An 18,243-nucleotide genomic window follows, 5' to 3' on the forward strand; every position below is an offset into this window, starting at 1 on the left:
TTTGAAAAATATGATAATTATATACACATATTTTACCATACCCTTTCTTTCCGACATAGTCAGTTTAAAAGCAATAACCTCAAAGAATAGGAAAAGAGAAATTTGAGCCAGAAGATTCCCTCTAAGATTGCACGAAATTAATGATACTGACTATTCTGAAATTGGAATCAGAATTATTTGTGAACCTTTATACTTATCTCTCTAAAATTTATCAGTCTCTTAGTTATTATTATTTCAAAAATCTCCATTCATTTTTTTGAATAAATTAGGAATTAATAGATAGCGTTGGAAACTTTATGAATACAGAAAAAGTCTCTTCTAATAAAGAGAAAAAGGACAGCCAGAAACTCTCCGGCTGTCCCATACACTCTTTCTATAGTTTAATGAAATGTGCTCCATCAAAGAAGAACAGGTATTTCTCCTGAATCTTCCTCTTCAAAATCTGCTCCAATGCGCGCGTATATAATTCAATTTGCTTCTCATAGCGCGCCTTCAAAACTTCTTCTGCTTCCTCAAATCCATTCGGGAACCGCCCAGTGATGGCATCGGTTTTGTAATCCACAAGTACAAGGCCATGCTCGTCCTCGAACATGCAGTCAACAATCCCCTGGACAAGGATGTTCTCATCCCCGCCATCCCAATCAGGGTACGCTTCCCTTGCCGGATAGGCCATCGTGAATGGTACTTCCTTTCGAATAACTTTTGCTGTCTTCATTCGCTGTCCTATTTCACTATCAAAGAAGCCTAGAATCTGAGCAGTGTCAATTTCCTCTGCCTGCTCTTTTGTGATGAATTCCTTCATGACGAGTCTTTCCATCACAGTACGGATTGATTCTTCATTCACCTGCTCGCGCGCATCTATATGCTGCATGACAAGATGGACTAGCGTGCCGCGCTCTGCAGGGGTCATCTTCTTTTGTTGCATGAAGCTGGGCCGCTTAAGATTAGCCTGTTTAAACCGTGCCTTAACAAGTGTTGCCGCGCTATACGGGTCCTCCGGCTCATTCATCCGTTTCAATTCGGATACTGATTGCTTCGACCGCTCTGCCGTAGCACCTTTGTATTTATACGACCAGCCAAGCTGCTGCTTAACCTGGTCATGATATTCCGATTCAATGGAGACAGGCTCCATTTGCCTGATGGATTCAAACAGCCGCTTCGTCTCCAAGCTTTCCTCTTCCTTTGCCGCCAGTAGCGTGCTCCCGTTTCGAAGATGAATTTTCCATCTCGAAGGATGCTCTGCAACCTCTCCGCTCGCACCCGCTGTCACGGTTTGATGCCGGCTTAGCGCAGGTCCAATCCAATCCATATAGGAGGCCGCATTTGCACGAACATAGTCTGGAAGAAGCCATTCCTCCCTATTGCTGTATGCTGACCATTTATCCATTGCTTTCACACCATCAGAAACCGTTCCTATCAAGTACAACTTCTCCTTGGCACGGGTCAATGCAACGTAGAGAACCCGCATTTCCTCGGAAATGTTCTCCAGCTGCATCTTTTTCTTAAAAGCAATTTGCGGCAATGACGGATAGGTTATGCGAAGCTCGGGATTCACGTAACGAAAAGCGAGTCCTAAGTCTTTATCAATCAAATAGGATTTCCGCAGATCCATTTGGTTGAAATTACGGGACAATCCGCCAAGGAGAACAACCGGAAATTCAAGTCCCTTGCTGCTGTGAATCGTCATCAGACGGACGACATCTTCCTGTTCACCAAGCGCACGTGCCGCCCCAAGGTCACTTCCCCTTTCCCTCATCCGGTCGATGAAGCGAAGGAAACGGAAGATACCGCGGAAGGAGCTTTCTTCATATTGACGCGCTCTAGTGTAGAGAGCCAGTAAGTTTGCCTGTCTTTGCTTTCCGCCTGACATTCCGCCTACAAAATCATAATAGCCTGTATCTCGGTATAGCTGCCATATCAGACTTGATAAAGCGCCTTGACGGGCTGCTGTTCGCCATGTATCCAGCTGCTTAAAGAAGGTATGCACCCGTACAAAGGCAGACCCATATTTCTCAACAGAGCCAATACGGCAATATTCTTTAAGTGCCTCATAAAAGGTGCCTTTCGGCAGCGTGATGCGGATATCTGCCAGTTCCTCCTCATTCAGCCCAACCATTGGCGAACGCAGCACGGAGGCAAGCGGTATATCCTGGTACGGATTGTCGATGATTTGAAGCAAAGAAATCATGATGGCCACTTCAGTTGCTTCAAAATAACCAGTCGAAAGATCCGCATATACTGGGATTCCCTGCGCCCTGAATTCATCCATGATGGCTGGAGCCCATGGCATGGATCGAAGGAGAATGACAATATCCCGGTAAGTAATATTGCGATAAGTCTTCGTTTTCGCATCATATATTTTTCGGCGTTCCTCAATTAATGTCTTGATGATTTCCGCCATCTGCCGTGCTTCAAGCAGGACCGTTTCAATATCCTCCTCTTCGTCCCCGTCAGCGCTTTCCGCTGCCTCCTCTGACTTGTCAATCAGATAGAGTTCGATCGGATACTCCTCATCCTCCGGATAGCCCGCTCCTTTCTTCAGCTCAGCCGCTTCATCATAATCAATTTCGCCGACAGTTTTGCCCATGAGCTGCTTGAATAAGAAATTCGTTCCAGCGAGCACCTCATGCCGGCTGCGGAAGTTTTTATTTAAATCGATTTTCATTCCGCTCTCACCCGGATTAGGCAGGAAACGTCCATATTTGCCCATGAATAAGTTCGGCTCAGCTAGGCGGAAACGGTAGATGGACTGCTTCACGTCACCAACCATGAACATATTGCCCGTCGCTTCCCCATCCTCGGTAACAAGCTGGAGGATGGTCTCCTGAACCATATTCGTATCCTGATATTCATCGACGAGCACTTCCTGGAATTTCTTTCTGTACTCAAGCGCAACCGGGCTTGGAATTAAATAACTTCCATCTCCCTTAGTGGCAAGGATATCCAAAGCCATATGCTCAAGGTCGGAAAAGTCAACAATTCCTCTCTCCAGCTTCGCTTGTGTGAATTTTTGCTGGAAAGCTTGAACAAGCCGAGAAAGTGTGGTGACGTACGGCTTCATATCAGCCATATCCTTAATGAAGCTCTCTTCTTTCCGGAAGAAGAGATCATCGGCGATTGTCTTGATTGACTTCTTCACATTATCGCGAATCGTCTTTGCACGCTTGGCAAGAGCTTCGTCACATGTACCTTTACGGATTGACTTCGCCTTCACGAAGCTCGCTCCATTAAAGGCATCTGACATCACTGACCAGCCTTTTTGGACAGATTGCCATAGCCCGTCAACCATAGCCTCGTCTGCCTTGAACGTTTCTCCTAGCGCTGCTGGTCCTTCAGGATGAAGGGTCAATTGATAACCCTCCTCAATCATTTCCTTAGCCGCTTGAAGCCGCATCTTTATATCAAACTCAAGCACCGGATAGAAGGGCAATTCCTCAATCTTTGCATCCGATTCGACCTCATACATTTGGGACAAACCATCAAGCCATGCTTTTGGGTCAGGATTCGAACGGGCAAAATCATCGAGCTTGCGGATAATCTCCAAAATCGTCCGGTCGCTTCTATCATCGGTGAAAGCATCGACAAGACGGAAAAAGTCCTCATTATCTGGAATGCCATATTCATCCTCAAGCATTTCCTCCAATGCTTCATCCCTAATCAACTCCATTTCTGTCGTATCACCGATTCTGAAGCCTGGGTCAATATCCAGCAAATAATAATGGCTTCTGACAATCTCCAAGCAGAAAGAGTGAAGCGTGGAAATGGAGGCTTTATTCAATAAGCCCAGCTGTTTGCGCAAATGCCTTGAGCCTGGCTGACGCTTGATTTCTTTCTCTAAAGCCTCGGCAATACGGTGACGCATCTCAGCAGCTGATGCATTCGTAAACGTGACAATTAACAGACGGTCCACATCTAGAGGCTGCTCCTCTGAAATGACCTTCTTAATGATTCGCTCAACAAGGACGGCAGTCTTTCCGCTCCCTGCTGCAGCAGCAACAAGAATATCGCTACCGCCTGAGGCGATGGCCTTCCATTGATCATCCGTCCATAACGCATCGGCCGGTTTTGCCGGCAATGGTCTTCGTTCATTCATCCGCTTCTTCCTCCTCCCTCAGTGCGGAAAAGATGGCTTCCTTCTTCGCTGGTTTTAATAGTCGATAATCATTGCTCTCTAGAGACGGGTCAAATTGACAGACGGTCTTGTATTGACAGTAAGTGCAAGGCATCTTATTCTGCAGCCTGTACGGTGTAATGTCTGAAACCCCGCTCGTGATAGCTGTACCGGTATCTGTATAGATTTTCTTCACATGCTTACTTAAAAGGGAGAATTCCTCTTCGCTTGCGATTTTCGACGCTGCCGTAAATGTGCCGTCCTTCTTGAACCCTGCCGGTACAATTAGCGACTCTCCTCCTTCAAGATCAGAGTCCATCATCTTGACTACCTCATCATCGCCAAGCAGGAGCCCTTTCATCTTAAAGCTCTTAAATACTTCCCGTTCTATTTGTTCAAGCGTATAGACGCCATTATTCTTAATCATCGGATTATGAACATGGAAATACAGTACCCCCGCTGGCTTTGCCTGCTTGCCGACTAAAAGAGGCGAGTGTGTAACCGCAATATCCAGATAGGTCAGCATCTGCAGGGCCAATCCATAATAAATCTCCGTGAAATTCAAATCCTTGGAGCTGGATTTATAGTCGACAATGCGCAAATAAGTGCCGTCTCCCACATCCGCACGATCCACTCGGTCGATTCGGCCGGCAAGCTCCATCTTTGCCCCATTCTTCAAGGAGAAGGTTAATGGCGGCAAAGTCCCTCGCTTCCCGAAGCCTAGTTCAAGACCAATCGGAGAAAACTGGCTGTTCCTCGCCTGTCCGCTCAATGTGATGGACGCACGGCCGACCACAAGCTCAAGCTTCCTCTTCAAATAATGGAACCGGTTGGAAGACAGCAGAATTTCATTTTGGAGCTTCGGCGCCATCAATTCGACCGCCTTACGGGCAAGCGTCAGACATTGCTCTTTCGTCATCGCTCCCCATGTCATTCCGCTCTCAATGATTTGCTCTGTCATCCACTGGAGTGCCCCGTGGAACATTTCTCCGATATCCGGCGCTTCCAGCTTGTAGATTTCCCGGTCGCGCAGACGCAGTCCATGGGAGGTGTAATGGGCAAACGGGCAGCTGTTAAACAGCTCCATTCTTGATACGCTTCCTTGGATGGTCTCGCCGTATAACTCCTGCGCCTTCTCGGGAGCAATCTTCTTCGCCTTATTCTCATAGGACAGCGCAGAGAGAACAAAAGCCGCCTGGTCTTTCATAGGTCCATCCTGGCGGTATTGATTGTAGACATCCCACCAAATATCAGAAACCGGATAGTTTTTCTTCTTCTGCAGCAGCTGGCCGGCAAGGAAAGAGAGTGTGGACCTCGTATGAACGATATACTCTAGCTGCAGCTCATCGCTCATTTCTGCCGGGTCATGTACAAAGAAGGTTTCTTTATGATGCTCATATAAATCCTTGATTCTCTTTATATAAGACGAGGCAAGCAGCTGCTTGCCCTCATCATCAGCAAGCGGATAGGAATAATACGTATAATCCGATGCGAGCAAGAAGGCCTTATAGGCAGCAAATTCCTCATCCAACAGCTTCGTCTTGGAGGTAGGCGCAAGCTTCAGACCCGCAGATTGCAGTTTTTCACGGTCTGCATCTGATAAAATCCCTTCATCGCTCATCCTAGAGGGAATCACGCCCTCATTCAAACCGGCGATAAAAGCAATTTTCACATTTTGCGGACGTGATAGATCGAGATTAGTGACAACGACTTGGTCAAGAGAAGGCGGAATCAAGGAAAAGTTCAAGGTTTCTAATCCGCTCTCCAATATCGCTGCAAAACTCTTCATTGTAATGGGCCGTTCACCAGTAATCTCGACAAATTGGTCAAGCAGGTCTATCACGCTATTCCATGCTTGTCCATGCTCAGCTGCATGAGTTAGCTGACCTTCATCCTCTCCGATTTCAGCAAGCCGTTCAAGCTTCGCTGGAACAGCCAGCTCATCTAGATATAAATAGAAGGCTTGCGCATATTCAACTCCCAGCTTCGCTTTCTTGACACGGCCCATAAGACGACGCAGCGGTTCAGCCACCTCTTCCTTGATAGCGTTAATTTCTGCCTCCATCTTTAATTCGGCATCGGTTTGAACCGTATCAACAAGCTCTAAACCGCGATTTCTCTTATAAGTCCATGGCTGCTTTTTCGTCCAGCGATCACCATAATATCCCCTTGAAAGGACATAGTTTTCAAGCAAAGCGGCCTTCTCGCGCGCTTCTTTCAAATCTGTGCCCTCCGCAAATAACAAATCCGTCTTAATAGCACGGAATACCGGCTCATAGCGCCAGTTGGTCGAAAGAATTTCAAGGGTAGAACGAATAAGCTCAATAAGCGGATGATTCAGCATCGGTCTTTTCTCATCAACAAAGAAAGGAATCCCATAATCAGTGAAAACGGTCTCGACGACCTCAGCATACTCACCGCTATTGCGGGTGAGGACAAAGATATCCCGGTAGCGATAACCCTCGCGCACTGCCTTTAAGATCTTCCTTGCAATTCCCTCAACCTCTGCGCGCCGATTGCCGGAAGGGCAAAATTCAAATGGGGATTCACCCTTAAATACCGGCGCCGGGCGATTTGCGAACCATTGGTCTAGATGCTGCATCGATTCATTCCGGATAAACCGGTGAGGTTCAATGAAGAGGCGGTCCTCTTCAATCGCTACACCGTTATCTCGAGCAATCTGGTAAAGATCATAATAGGTCTCCCCTGTCATCCGGAACAGATGAAGAGGGTCCGGAATCTCATCCTTAAACGGCTTATCAAGCGTTAAGGAAACCGTTACATTCTGGCATGCCTGCATTAAGCTTGCCATGATGCCATACTCCTGTGTCGTAAAGCTGTAGAAACCATCCACATAAATTTCTGCATTGCGCAAATAAGAGGATTCCGGTATCTTCTCCATCAACAAGGTGAAGTAATCCTCTGAATCAACATATTTACCTGCGAGCTCCTGTTCAAAGCCTTCATAAATGGCCGTTAAGTCATCCAGCTTCGAGCGAAGAATCGGAGAAAGCCCGTCCCCTGATTTCTCCGCCATTTCGGCAGGAGTCAGACAGTAGCGCTTACATTCCTTCAGCATCTCGCTTAATTGCGTGATAAATCCTTGTTTATCACTGGAGCGCTTAAAGGTCGTCAGCTCCTCCTTCTTTTCCTCGAGAATTTTCCGAATGACCATATTGACCCCGACATTGCTCAAATGCCGGCGCCCCATTCCGCCTGTTTCCTGCAGAATCTTCCAAGCAAGACGGCTAAAGCTGAACACCTGTGTACGGATCATCCCGCCAAGCCCCGGTGTATTGATTAGCTCGAGCTCTGCCTGGAAGGTCATTTGATCCGGTACAATATATATAATAGAAGGACCCTCTGGATCTTCTGCCAGCTTGGTCCGTATTTCATCAAATATAGACGCGGTTTTCCCCGTGCCTGTTTTTCCAATATAGAATTGTAAGGACATATCTCAACTCCCCCTTTATCTATCTACCGTTTATTTTACCATAATACCCATGCTTCTCACGTGCTCAGTCTCCAAAAATGCAAACAAACATTCTGTTTTTTATTCCCAGCAACAGGGAATAGGGGAAGAGAACCTACACTACTATTAGGAGGGGTCGGAGAATGAGTAAACGCATACTGATTACCGGAGCAGGTACAGGTCTCGGAAGAGGAACCGCCCTTGGGCTGGCACAGGCCGGCCATGACGTGATTGCAACAGTCGAAGTCACGAGCCAGGTAACCTCTTTACGGGAGGAGGCAAAGGAAAAAGGAATCGACCTCGAGGTCATGAAAGTCAATATTAATGATCCCGGTGATTTGAGAGCGATGGAGCATTGTGATTTTGATATATTCGTGGCCAATGCAGCACTCGGGGAAGGCGGCCCCATTGCTGAGATTCCGGTTCAGCGTCTGAAGGATATCTTTGAAACGAATGTGTTCAGCACCTTGAAAACCGCGCAAATCGCTGCAAGAAAATTCGTACAGAAGCAATCCGGCAAGATTGTGTTCATCAGTTCGATTGCCGGATTAAGCGCTGCTCCGCATTTGGGGCCATATTCGGCCACGAAGCATGCCCTTGAAGCCATCGCACAATCGATGAAGGAAGAGTTAAAGCCTTTAGGTGTCCAAGTTGCGACCATCAACCCTGGACCATACAAAACCGGCTTCAACGACCGCATGGTAGAAGAGCCCTGGAAATGGTATGATCCGAAAATCCACTTCACACCCCGTGAACATTACGAAAAAGGAACCAAGGCTTTTGAAAAGCAATTTGATCCGAAAGAGATGATTGCGAAAATGGTCGAGATCATTCCTGCCGAGCATCATGCCTTCCGCACCGTCTATCCGGAAAGCTCGGAGAAACAGGTGAAGGATTATGAGCAAAAGATATGGGAGGATCAGATTTGAAGCCAGCATAACGAAAAGCCCGCGAGATAAAACCTTCTCGCGGGCTTTGCTTATTCCTACCACTCTCGTATTGTTGTTCTAAATCCGTTGAACGGACGGAATCCGAGCTGCTCATAATAGGTTTTAGATGAAGAACTCGCAAGAAGCTCCACCCTTGTCTCCGGATAGAGACTATGCGCATACTTTAGCAGGTCTTCTCCAATCCCCTGTCCTCGATATTCCTTCTTTACGAGCAGTTCACAGACATAAAGGGTGACCATCGTATCTGTAAGCCCTCGTATATAGCCTGCCACCAATCCATTGTACTCTGCCACGAAGGCGACAGCAGAGTTCTTCCACGCAGCCTGGCTCTCCTCTGTTCGCTTCACCAGATTCGTCCATCGTTCCTCAGCATTCAACCGCTGAATATGAATGAAATCCTGTTCCTCATATTTTCGGATATGATAAAATTTATCCTGCATAATGGTCCCTCCGATCTGGATGAACCAGACCTTACCTTTCATTGTTCCAAATAATTTCCAGCTTTGCATATAGCTCATCTCTCAATCGCTCCAGCTCTTCCTGCTGTGCCTTCCACCGCTCCACCTTCCTCCCATCTGTTTCTCGCGCAATCCTTCTTGCAATCTGGCGTAATGAATTTTCCGCATCCTCTATTCTTTTCTCCAATGCTTCTGGCTTCCCCTCTGCCTTTTTCACAATCATGACCTCCATTCGCTCACGCGCATAGGAGTAATCACCGGCAAAACCAGCTAATTTTTTATTGCTTAGCCAATAAGTCTTGGGGAAAAGTTTGTTGAGCAAGTAACGGTCATGACTTACAGCCAGAATTGTACCCGTGAATTCGGCGAGCGCATCTTCCAGCACCTCTCTTGAGTCGATATCCAGATGGTTGGTCGGCTCATCAAGGATAAGAAAATTAATGTCCTGATGCATTAATTCAGCAAGCCTCAAACGCATCCGTTCCCCGCCGCTCAATTGCGTCACTTTTTGAAAGACCTTTGGTCCATAAAACAAGAACCTCGCCAGGATATGTCTGGCCTCTCCTTCCGTCACGCTGACCTCACTGCGAAATCTCTCCAGGATGGTCATGCCTTCCTTATCACTGGATAAATGCTGGGACAGATAGCCGATCTTAAGATTGCTTCCCCTTTTTATTGCCCCTTCATCAGGCATTTCCTCACCAAGTATCAATTTGAGGAGAGTGGATTTTCCCGTTCCGTTCGCTCCGACGATTGCCGCCTTTTCACCAAATTGGAGGTGGAGGCTCGCTTCATGGAACAATCCTTTCTCGCCAAAACGCTTTGAAACCGAAGACAGCTGGATGACATCCTTCCCGCTTCTTTCTGCCATTTCCAGCTCAAGCCCGATTTTGCGTCTCTCCAGCACTGGCTTTTTGCACTTCTCCATCCTCTCCAAGGCACGCTCCATGTTGGCCGCCCGCCTATGAAGAGCCGCACTCGGAGGATTTGCCTGGTTCGCCCACTCACGCAGGCGTTTGATTGCTTCCTTCATCTTCTTGATTTTCTTTTGTTGTTCCTTAAACTCAGCAAATTCAATCAACAGGCGTTTTTCCTTTTCCTTGATAAAGGCTGTATAGTTACCTGTATACACATGGATTTCTCCGCCATCTAGATCAATCATTTTCCCGACTGTCTTATCCAAAAAGAAGCGATCATGAGAGACAATCACGATGGTGCCCTCATAAGTAAGGAGATAATTCTCAAGCCACTCTACTGCAAGGATGTCTAAATGATTCGTCGGCTCATCAAGCAATAGCAGGTCCGGCTTCTGCAAGAGCAACAATCCAAGCCCAATCTTGGTCTGCTCCCCTCCGCTCAGCTCTCCAAAAGCCTTCCTCAACAAAGGCTCAAGCCCTAAGCCTGCCGCGACCTTCATGATTCGACTGTCAAGCTCATATCCCCCAGCCCTTTCAAACTGCTCCTGGATTTCCCCATACTGCCTTAATAGGGACTGCATCTTCAACTCGTCATGTTCTCTCGCCAATATCCCTTCTATTTCAGTCAATCTCACCTGTAATTGCCGCTCTTTCGCAAAAGCACCAAGCAAAGCATCATATACTTCGGTTTCCTTCTCGATGACGGGCATTTGCGATAAAAGTCCTGCTGCCGTGCCTCTTTTCAGATGAATGGCTCCATGGTCTAATGACTCTTCCCCAGCCAACAGCTTCAGGATGGTCGACTTTCCGCATCCATTCGGTCCGACAATGCCAATCCGCTCTCCCTCGTTTATTTCAAAGGTTATATTCTCAAAAATATAGGTCCCGCCATAGCTTTTTCCGATATCACGCACACTGCATAGCATCATTTGTATGAACTCCTTTTTAGCCCATACCCATAATAAAAAGCCATGGGAAAGTCATCATAAGACTCCCATGGCTTTTTATTTTAAAGATTCCGCTGGGTATAGAGACTTATAATCGTACTGTTTTCATATGAAATTCGGTAAATGAGGGCAGACTTCCCCCTTGGCGAATTTCAGCATGAAAAATGGCACGAATTAATGACAAGTCTTCCAGCCATTGCAAACATACCTCAACAGAACGATTCATCTCTACACCTCCTCAAAAATGATATTCTCATTATATACAGAATATTCAAATCGGTCAACAGAACTAAAAATCAGCCTGCCACTCCGTGAGCGGCCAGTACCTCATGTTCACTTTTCCCACAACCGAATCAATCGGCACAAAGCCGAAATGGCGGCTGTCATAGCTCATATTTCGGTTGTCCCCAAGCACAAAGAGCATTCCTTTAGGAACCTTTTCAACACCCATTAATGTCTTTAAAGTAAAGGAATTCGCTTGCCCCAGCCCTGTTCGCAAGTGAGCCGTTTCACTTATGTAAGATTCCTCTATATATTGCTGATTGATATAGAGCGAGCCGTTTCTATATGTAATTTCATCCCCTGGCAAGCCGATTACCCGTTTCACGTAATCCTCTTGCTTAGTCTTATGAAAGACGATGATATCAAAATGTTCAATATCCCTCTCATCAAATCCTGCTTTGGTGACGATTAAGCGATTGCCCTCCTGCAGGGTAGGGTCCATGGACTTACCATCTACTCGATAATTGGAGTACAAATGGTTCTGCACCTGCACTAACAGGGCAATTCCGCAGACAAATCCAAGACTCCAATAAAACAAATCCTTGGTCCTTCGAGACATATTGCCCCTCCGTTCTTTTAGGAATGCTCCTTTTGCCCTGTCTTGTTTAATCGATTCTCCACCTGTTTGCCGACAAGCCAAAGAAGAAAGATGATTACGCCCATAATAACGGATTTAACGGGTTCGCGAATTAGCGAAACAATATCATGACCGATATAGCTGATTGTGAAAATCATGACCATCTTCCCGGCAAAGACCGCAAGCATATATTGTTTTAGACTAATGCCCGATAAGCCGCCTACAATATTGACAAGCGCTGACGGCGTGAACGGAAAGCAAAGCAGGATGAACAAAGGACCAAACCCATGCCGATCAATCCAATTCATCGCTCTCTGGACGGATGGATGTTTATGCACAAAGGAGGTTGTCCGCTTTTTGCCATACATCCTCGCCAAATAAAAGACGACCATCGCACCACTCACTGCACCGGTCCATGATAATAAAAAGCCTATCCATAGGCCGAATGCATTGGCATTGGCCGTAACGAATACAAATAAAGGGAGAAACGGTAAGAATGCTTCTAAAAAGGGCAATAATAAGCCTGGTATCGGTCCTAAATTCCGGTAATCGCTTATTAATTCCGCAAGTCGTTCCATTGTTAGCCATTCGCTCAACCAGCTTAGATCCATAAAATCTCCTCACCAATTAATGACTGCTGTCAGTCAAATCATAATAGGTAATTTCATTTCCCCTCATTTTAGCAGGAAAAACCCATTACCTTTATATTTATTGTACTATATATCATCTCACGGAAAAAATTAAACTTGTCAAAAATCGCTGTACCTATTATTCTATATACAAACGTATGTTCGTATAAATACTTTTGAAAGGACGCGATGTTCGATGACCCGCATCCCCACTGAAGACCGAAACATCATGGAAAAGGCCATTTATTTGCCAATGGTACTCACCATTCTCACCAGAGACTTAAAGGCCGTCGAATCAGCACCATTTAAACTTAAACAGCCCTATGTTCTTTTAATTGAGGAGACATTGAAGCAAGTCCAGCATGAATTAAAAGCAGTGAGCCGCTATATGAGGGCTCACCAACTTAAGGTTGAAGAATCGAAACGGGATGAATCCTTTACATTATTTCTCTTTCTTTATAAAGGGTATGAGGAATACCATAATTACTTTAATCCGCGTATACGCAATAAGGTCCAGGAATTATTAGAGTACTATTTCATTAGGCAATGGCAAGGAAAGAACGATAATTAATGCTTATCAAACCCACTCCAGGACGATTCCGATAAAGTTCCTTTCGACTGAAATGAAGTATGCCCGTCATTTACCTGCATGTAATTATAAAGATGATTTGTCTGCCTGAGAGTCTCCTGCATTTTCTGGTGAAGCTTTGATTTCAGCAGAGCTGTCCGCAGCATCTGATTTTCGATGATGCTATAGGAAACAGGAATTATGGTTGATTGCTTGTTCCTGAAGTTGATTTGCGTTTTTGCAGGCGCGAGGCGAATCCTTGAAACAATATGTTCATAGGAAAGCCAAACGCATGTGTCTCTTTGCGGCGACGTCGTCGGAAAAAAGAACAAACCATTTGCCGGGTCAATGGCGATCGGGACCTTATGCGAGATATTCAAGAGCTCCTTCGTCCCTTCACATCTCCCATCGAAGGAGGAACCGAAAAACTTGCAGCTTGTTTTGACAACATCCAAGGGCTTCTGAGGAACTAAGAATTCTTCATTATATTCGATTATTTTCGAATAGGTCTTATAGCCATATTCCACCGGAATGACCGCAAAGGTATAAGGACTTATTTCATATTCTTCTTTTTGATTTATGAAGCGTTCTTCCATAACTTCCTCCTTAATTAAGACAATTTCACTACCACAGTAACAATATACCATAACACATAGTAAAAAAGTCATAATTTGTCAAATAAATCCAAATATTAGGTCGCTAAAAATATAGAACAAATTAATTTTCAGAATTATTAAAACATTCAGTTGTTTTTTCACTCCGACTGCTATATAATAAAAAAAAGCAACGGGGGGATTCATATGAATCACGAAAAAGCAAATACAGATATGGTCAATGCTGATGTGACTGCTGCCCAGGGACTAACAGAAGAAGTATTAGTAGATATGATGATTTACGAAGCCCAATTAACCCATGCAAAGCGAAAACTAAAAGACAAAATTGACATGGTCTTAGACAAAAGAGATAAAGAGCTTTTCCTTCAATTATCCTCAGAGCTGATTGAATTAGAGAAGAACTTCGGGAATTAATAAATGAACCAATAAAACCGCCCCTTAAAAAGAGGCGGTTTTATTATGGTCTATAAAAACAAATCAAGCAGCAAAGCGCCGCCAAAGACGGCAAAGGAAAGAATGGTCTCAAATACAATCCACGTATGGAAGGTCCTCTCAATGCTCAGGCTCAAATATTCCTTCATTATTTACATGAGAGAACATCAATGAACCCACTCCCGTTGCGATTATGAGCAATTTCAGTTTGACCCTGACATGCTCACAATAATCGGAGACATGATTCCGGCCGCCATCGTAAGAGCTACAGTTGCCAACTCGGTTGCAATCTGAACCAAACCGGCAGCCAAGAAGCCAAGAATGAATGGAAAAAGCGCATACTTTCAGACATCTCCCCAATTAATGCCCCAACACCGCTCTCAATCAAGACTTGCTTAGCCGCCACCTGTGCCAATAATCAGCACAATCAACCCTACCGGCAAAATACATGCTTCTACATATCTCTTGATGGCCTGCCATTCCCTGCTTATATCCAAATAATAAGGTTAGAATCAAAAGATAAACTTCTATTTTACACCTCCTACTTTTTCTACCTTTTGACCCAGAAGGTAAAACAAGCTGCCCCAAAAGAACGGGCAGCTCATTCCAAACCTAATCATGATAATAGACCAGCAACTAAAGATTCTTTGGTCAAGGTAAATTCTCTGACCGAAGCACTGGAACGTGTGACAGCACATTCATTTCCTGATAGGACATCTGTTTTCCTCTTCATTGCCGTCATTTTAGCAAGAGAGTCCGTGAGCACTATTTATCCTGCATTTTTTCATACTCTTTAACGAGTTGGATACGCTCGAGCATCGAGGGATGGCTATTACGGAACAGCTTTACGAGGAAAGGCGGATTCATTTGACTCAAGCCACTTTCCGAAAGCTTCTGAAACGATGTGACAGCGGCTTCTGGGTTATCCGTCATCTTAAGGGCATATTGATCAGCCCGTGTTTCCTGGACTCTTGATACATAATTTGTGATTGGATTGGCCGCGAACAGGAGAATAGATGTAATCAGTAAGAAAAGGGGCAAGGAGGAAATCTTCTGCATTGATTCAAGCTGATAAAGCTCTCCCCGCTTCCGAATGACCCGCTTCATCCATTTATCTGTTAGCCAAAGTCCAACCAAAGTTAAGAGCAAGTATCCAGCAATCCCAAGATAAATATGCTTTTCCACATAATGATTCATTTCATGCGCCATGATGAAGAGAATCTCATCGTCATCAAGACTGCTAAGTGTCGTATCCCAAAGGACGATGCGCGAATTAGCGCCTACACCAGTCACATAGGCATTGAGTGAATTGGTTTTTTCAGACATATTTACTTCATAAACATGATCGGTTGGAATCTCCGCCTTGGCAGCGAGCGCCAGAATTTTTTCTTCCAGCTCCTTATCTTGCAAAGGATAAAACTCATTATATAGCGGGTCTATCACAACTGGCTGGATGAACATCACGAAGATCGTAAAAGGAATCGACAGAAGCCAGCCAAACAACCACCAGCGTTTAGGACTCTTGTGGATGAGCCAGTACAGAACGATGACGACAATAGCAGTCATTGTATAATCCACCCAGAATTCAATCAGGTTATCCTTCATCCATGAAGAAAACACTTGCGTGGAAATGCCGTATGATAAGGATATCTTATAGCGTAAATAGGATAATGGAAGAAAGACGACAAACATCAATAAAGATAGCCAAAAAACATAGGCGCCCGTTTGCATGAACTGTCTCTTCCACGAATCCCTCCCCCAGCGATCAAGTCTCTTGGAAAGGCCTGACACGAGAACCATTCCAAAAAATAGCCATTCCAATGGCGTACTGATGAAAAAGAAGAAATTCCTGATTTTTGAGTAGGTCTCGCTATTTTCAAGTGTCTTGCTGTCCATAAACGTCATTGGGTCAACACTTGTACCTTTTAAGGAATCCGGTATGCTTGTATCGGCCCCGTGAAACAAATAGATGTAAATGGAGAAAGCATAAAGAAGAAACAAACCAAATGCGGCCAAAAACCATTTTTTCCTCACGAACATTTCCCCCTCCTAAATTTCCATCTATATATATGTATATATAGACAAGTTAGAACTTCTTTAGTGTAACCTTGATGAGACTAGAATATCGAGAAGAATTGGTCCCCACTCCCCCCTCCCACCTTCTTCATTTGTTCTAATTATCTAATCCAAAAGACCCTTGTGCAGCCATTGCTAATTTAATAGACTCTTAGGGTGCTAAATCATTTTGCTAGAAACTATGCATCTAAGAATTAGCTACTAATACTCAAGGGGGAAATCAGCTTAATGAAAAAGGTATTGCCTGTGTTTCTATCATTTATTCTAATCCTATCGGTATTTACCTCAATCGGTGTCCCAGACGCTGAAGCAGCAACAGCGAAAACATTATACGTCCAGTCCTCAACAGGATTGAAATCATCAGCGAAAAGCAGTTCATCTACTTTACTCACTCTATCAGCAGGTAGAGCTCTTTCCATTGATACGGGAACACTGAAGAATGGGTATTATAAAACGAAAACCTCCGGCAAAACAGGCTGGGTACTAAAGAGCAAGGTCAGTCAATCTGCCCACTCTTTAAGCAAACAAAAGATATATAAAACAACAAGCATCAAAAGCAAAGTCCTAAAGACGTTAAACGCCAAACAAAACGTAACGATCATCGGCAAGTCAGGCGAGCGTTATAAGGTAAAATCAGGTTCAACTGTCGGCTGGGTTGTTTCTTCTAAATTCAAGATTGGAACATACACCTTAACCTTTGAGGAACAGGTCGTGAAGCTAGTGAATGAAAAGCGAGCAGCTGCTGGCTTAAAGGCATTGAAGAGCTCCTCAAGCCTGAATAATGTGGCAGAAAAGAAGTCCAAGGATATGCGGGACAAAGGTTATTTCTCCCACACGAGCCCAACCTATGGTAATCTTCCTTCTATGCTAAAGAAATTTAGCATTTCTTATAAGGCAGCCGGTGAGAATATTGCTGCCGGACAAACGACCCCTGCTTCAGTCGTCAGCTCCTGGATGAAAAGCCCGGGTCATAAAGCAAACATCCTATCTAAGAAATACACCCATATCGGTGTCGGATATGTCTCTGGCGGTAATTACCGTCATTACTGGACACAAATCTTCACCGCGCAATAATATGTAAGTAAAACCCCGCCAAATTAATGGCGGGGTTTTACTTACATGTACATAGAGAGTCCGGCTAAGACAGCAATTGAGCCAAGCACAACAACGATTACATTTGCGCCAAGCAAAGAGATGACCACAGCGGAGAAGCCGCCTACTAGTCCGACCCAAATGTTCTCCTGGATATAAAGCACACCAGGGAAAATCAAGGCACCAAGCGTCGCATAAGGAATATTCTCGAGAACACGCATCCAAAATGGCGGCAGACTGCCCTCTTTAAAAAGCCAAAAAGGAAGCATGCGAGGAAGATAGGTTGCAATCCCCATCCCCAGTATCAAAATGAAAATGGAAACACTCATGCTGCATTTCTCCCCTTTCGATTTCCATACATCCATTCCACTCCAATAGATGCCAACAGAGCAGATACGATTAGTGACCAGCCTGTTGTCAGAAACTCAAAATAGGTGAATAGAAAATTCAACCCCGCACCGCTCAGTGCTAAGGTTAAGATTTTTCGGCTCTTGGAAAGTGCCGGCATAAGCAGGGCGATAAACATAGCATATAGCGCTATTCCCATACTCTCCTTAAGCACATCCGGCAGGCTTGCCCCAAACAGATATCCGAGCAGTGTACTCAATAACCAGCTAACATAGGCAATCCCACCAAGACCAAACATAAATCCTGCAGTAATCTTGCCAGATTTCATGGAAGCGACTGAAAATGTTTCATCTGTAATCCCAAAGGCATAAATCAGCTTTTTCCATAGCGGTTCCTTTGCCGCTCTTGCCTGTATAGAAGCAGACATCAAGAAGTGCCTGCTGTTGAGGATAAAGGTAGCCATGATAATTTCAGCAATTCCTATCCCAAGTGATAATAAGTTTAACGCTATGTATTGTGCAGCCCCAGCATAGACAATGAGGCTCATAGAAAAAGTCTCTGCCAAGGACAGCCCAGATGATTTGGACAGGAGACCAAAGGTGACAGCGACTGGAAAATACCCAATTGCAATGCTCACTCCAGCCCTTAGGCCATTCATGAAGTCAGAGGTCTTCACATAGCCTGCCTGCAGTTCTTGCATGCTGTAAAACCTCCCTATAACATTTTAGCTAAATATACGGCAAAATGTCTGGCCTAGGCCAGACATTTAC

15 protein-coding genes and 1 pseudogene are annotated in these 18,243 nt (G+C 45.0%); 4 read left to right on the forward strand and 12 right to left on the reverse strand.

What is annotated here, in order from left to right; translation table 11 throughout:
* Positions 1-373 precede the first annotated feature (373 nt).
* Together addA and addB are read right to left on the reverse strand one after the other, a co-directional pair.
* A complete protein-coding gene (addA, locus tag CYL18_RS09370; RefSeq protein ID WP_104849238.1) occupies positions 374-4,093 on the reverse strand; it encodes a helicase-exonuclease AddAB subunit AddA in 3,720 nt (1,239 codons plus the stop codon).
* The gene (gene addB / locus CYL18_RS09375; protein WP_104849239.1) at positions 4,086-7,565 is read right to left on the reverse strand and encodes a helicase-exonuclease AddAB subunit AddB; all 3,480 of its coding nucleotides are present in this window, start codon (positions 7,563-7,565) and stop codon (positions 4,086-4,088) included. The genes addA and addB overlap by 8 nt, the downstream gene beginning before the upstream one ends.
* A 161-nt stretch (positions 7,566-7,726) precedes the next feature.
* Between addB and CYL18_RS09380 the strand changes: the two genes are divergently transcribed.
* Positions 7,727-8,512, forward strand: a complete 786-nt coding sequence (locus CYL18_RS09380) for an SDR family oxidoreductase (RefSeq protein ID WP_104849240.1) — start codon at positions 7,727-7,729, stop codon at positions 8,510-8,512.
* A 56-nt stretch (positions 8,513-8,568) separates the two neighbouring features.
* Here CYL18_RS09380 and CYL18_RS09385 read toward each other — a convergent pair whose 3' ends face one another.
* The 5 genes from CYL18_RS09385 to CYL18_RS09400 form a co-directional block, all read right to left on the reverse strand.
* Complete coding sequence (locus tag CYL18_RS09385) at positions 8,569-8,973, reverse strand: GNAT family N-acetyltransferase (RefSeq protein ID WP_104849346.1); 405 nt, start codon at positions 8,971-8,973, stop codon at positions 8,569-8,571.
* Between the two features lie 31 nt (positions 8,974-9,004).
* Positions 9,005-10,837 carry a ribosomal protection-like ABC-F family protein gene (abc-f, locus tag CYL18_RS09390; protein ID WP_104849241.1) on the reverse strand — a complete coding sequence of 611 codons (1,833 nt, stop codon included), beginning with the start codon at positions 10,835-10,837 and terminating at the stop codon, positions 9,005-9,007.
* A 106-nt stretch (positions 10,838-10,943) separates the two neighbouring features.
* Entirely contained in the window at positions 10,944-11,081 is a 138-nt protein-coding gene (locus tag CYL18_RS19255; protein WP_161497110.1) for an RAxF-45 family protein, read from the reverse strand.
* Between the two features lie 63 nt (positions 11,082-11,144).
* Complete coding sequence (gene lepB, locus CYL18_RS09395; RefSeq protein WP_104849242.1) at positions 11,145-11,696, reverse strand: signal peptidase I; 552 nt, start codon at positions 11,694-11,696, stop codon at positions 11,145-11,147.
* A 17-nt stretch (positions 11,697-11,713) separates the two neighbouring features.
* Entirely contained in the window at positions 11,714-12,325 is a 612-nt protein-coding gene (locus tag CYL18_RS09400; RefSeq protein WP_104849243.1) for a TVP38/TMEM64 family protein, read from the reverse strand.
* 214 nt (positions 12,326-12,539) lie between these two features.
* Here CYL18_RS09400 and CYL18_RS09405 point away from each other — a divergent pair, with 214 nt between their 5' ends.
* Entirely contained in the window at positions 12,540-12,914 is a 375-nt protein-coding gene (locus tag CYL18_RS09405; RefSeq protein WP_104849244.1) for a hypothetical protein, read from the forward strand.
* Here CYL18_RS09405 and CYL18_RS09410 read toward each other — a convergent pair.
* Positions 12,911-13,507 (reverse strand): competence protein ComK, encoded by a 597-nt coding sequence (locus CYL18_RS09410; protein WP_104849245.1) that lies wholly within the window; start codon positions 13,505-13,507, stop codon positions 12,911-12,913. The two genes, CYL18_RS09405 and CYL18_RS09410, sit on opposite strands and share 4 nt — an antisense overlap.
* A gap of 204 nt (positions 13,508-13,711) precedes the next feature.
* Here CYL18_RS09410 and CYL18_RS09415 point away from each other — a divergent pair, with 204 nt between their 5' ends.
* Positions 13,712-13,939, forward strand: coding sequence for an IDEAL domain-containing protein (locus tag CYL18_RS09415; RefSeq protein ID WP_104849246.1), 228 nt, complete (start codon positions 13,712-13,714; stop codon positions 13,937-13,939).
* A 50-nt stretch (positions 13,940-13,989) separates the two neighbouring features.
* Here the strand turns inward: CYL18_RS09415 and CYL18_RS19495 are convergent.
* Together CYL18_RS19495 and CYL18_RS09420 are read right to left on the reverse strand one after the other, a co-directional pair.
* Positions 13,990-14,427 (reverse strand): annotated as a pseudogene (locus CYL18_RS19495) (GntT/GntP/DsdX family permease); the annotation flags it as partial.
* 295 nt (positions 14,428-14,722) lie between these two features.
* Positions 14,723-15,991: a M48 family metallopeptidase gene (locus CYL18_RS09420; RefSeq protein WP_330847578.1), complete on the reverse strand. Its 1,269-nt coding sequence runs from the start codon at positions 15,989-15,991 to the stop codon at positions 14,723-14,725.
* Positions 15,992-16,582: 591 nt separating this feature from the next.
* Here CYL18_RS09420 and CYL18_RS19705 point away from each other — a divergent pair.
* Positions 16,583-17,107: a CAP domain-containing protein gene (locus CYL18_RS19705; protein ID WP_407984526.1), complete on the forward strand. Its 525-nt coding sequence runs from the start codon at positions 16,583-16,585 to the stop codon at positions 17,105-17,107.
* A 41-nt stretch (positions 17,108-17,148) separates the two neighbouring features.
* Here the strand turns inward: CYL18_RS19705 and CYL18_RS09430 are convergent, their stop codons facing one another.
* A complete protein-coding gene (locus tag CYL18_RS09430) occupies positions 17,149-17,454 on the reverse strand; it encodes an AzlD domain-containing protein (RefSeq protein ID WP_104849249.1) in 306 nt (101 codons plus the stop codon).
* Positions 17,451-18,173, reverse strand: coding sequence for an AzlC family ABC transporter permease (locus tag CYL18_RS09435; protein ID WP_201741263.1), 723 nt, complete (start codon positions 18,171-18,173; stop codon positions 17,451-17,453). The genes CYL18_RS09430 and CYL18_RS09435 overlap by 4 nt, the downstream gene beginning before the upstream one ends.
* Between the last annotated feature and the right edge of the window lie 70 nt (positions 18,174-18,243).

It is taken from the genome of Pradoshia eiseniae, assembly GCF_002946355.1.
Lineage (GTDB): Bacteria > Bacillota > Bacilli > Bacillales > Pradoshiaceae > Pradoshia > Pradoshia eiseniae.

Coding starts and splice junctions, on each gene's coding strand:
- addA (WP_104849238.1), bottom strand. CDS start 4,093: ATGAATGAACGAAGACCATTGCCGGCAAAACCGGCCGATGCGTTATGG.
- addB (WP_104849239.1), bottom strand. CDS start 7,565: ATGTCCTTACAATTCTATATTGGAAAAACAGGCACGGGGAAAACCGCG.
- CYL18_RS09380 (WP_104849240.1), top strand. CDS start 7,727: ATGAGTAAACGCATACTGATTACCGGAGCAGGTACAGGTCTCGGAAGA.
- CYL18_RS09385 (WP_104849346.1), bottom strand. CDS start 8,973: ATGCAGGATAAATTTTATCATATCCGAAAATATGAGGAACAGGATTTC.
- abc-f (WP_104849241.1), bottom strand. CDS start 10,837: ATGATGCTATGCAGTGTGCGTGATATCGGAAAAAGCTATGGCGGGACC.
- CYL18_RS19255 (WP_161497110.1), bottom strand. CDS start 11,081: ATGAATCGTTCTGTTGAGGTATGTTTGCAATGGCTGGAAGACTTGTCA.
- lepB (WP_104849242.1), bottom strand. CDS start 11,696: ATGTCTCGAAGGACCAAGGATTTGTTTTATTGGAGTCTTGGATTTGTC.
- CYL18_RS09400 (WP_104849243.1), bottom strand. CDS start 12,325: ATGGATCTAAGCTGGTTGAGCGAATGGCTAACAATGGAACGACTTGCG.
- CYL18_RS09405 (WP_104849244.1), top strand. CDS start 12,540: ATGACCCGCATCCCCACTGAAGACCGAAACATCATGGAAAAGGCCATT.
- CYL18_RS09410 (WP_104849245.1), bottom strand. CDS start 13,507: ATGGAAGAACGCTTCATAAATCAAAAAGAAGAATATGAAATAAGTCCT.
- CYL18_RS09415 (WP_104849246.1), top strand. CDS start 13,712: ATGAATCACGAAAAAGCAAATACAGATATGGTCAATGCTGATGTGACT.
- CYL18_RS09430 (WP_104849249.1), bottom strand. CDS start 17,454: ATGAGTGTTTCCATTTTCATTTTGATACTGGGGATGGGGATTGCAACC.
- CYL18_RS09435 (WP_201741263.1), bottom strand. CDS start 18,173: ATGCAAGAACTGCAGGCAGGCTATGTGAAGACCTCTGACTTCATGAAT.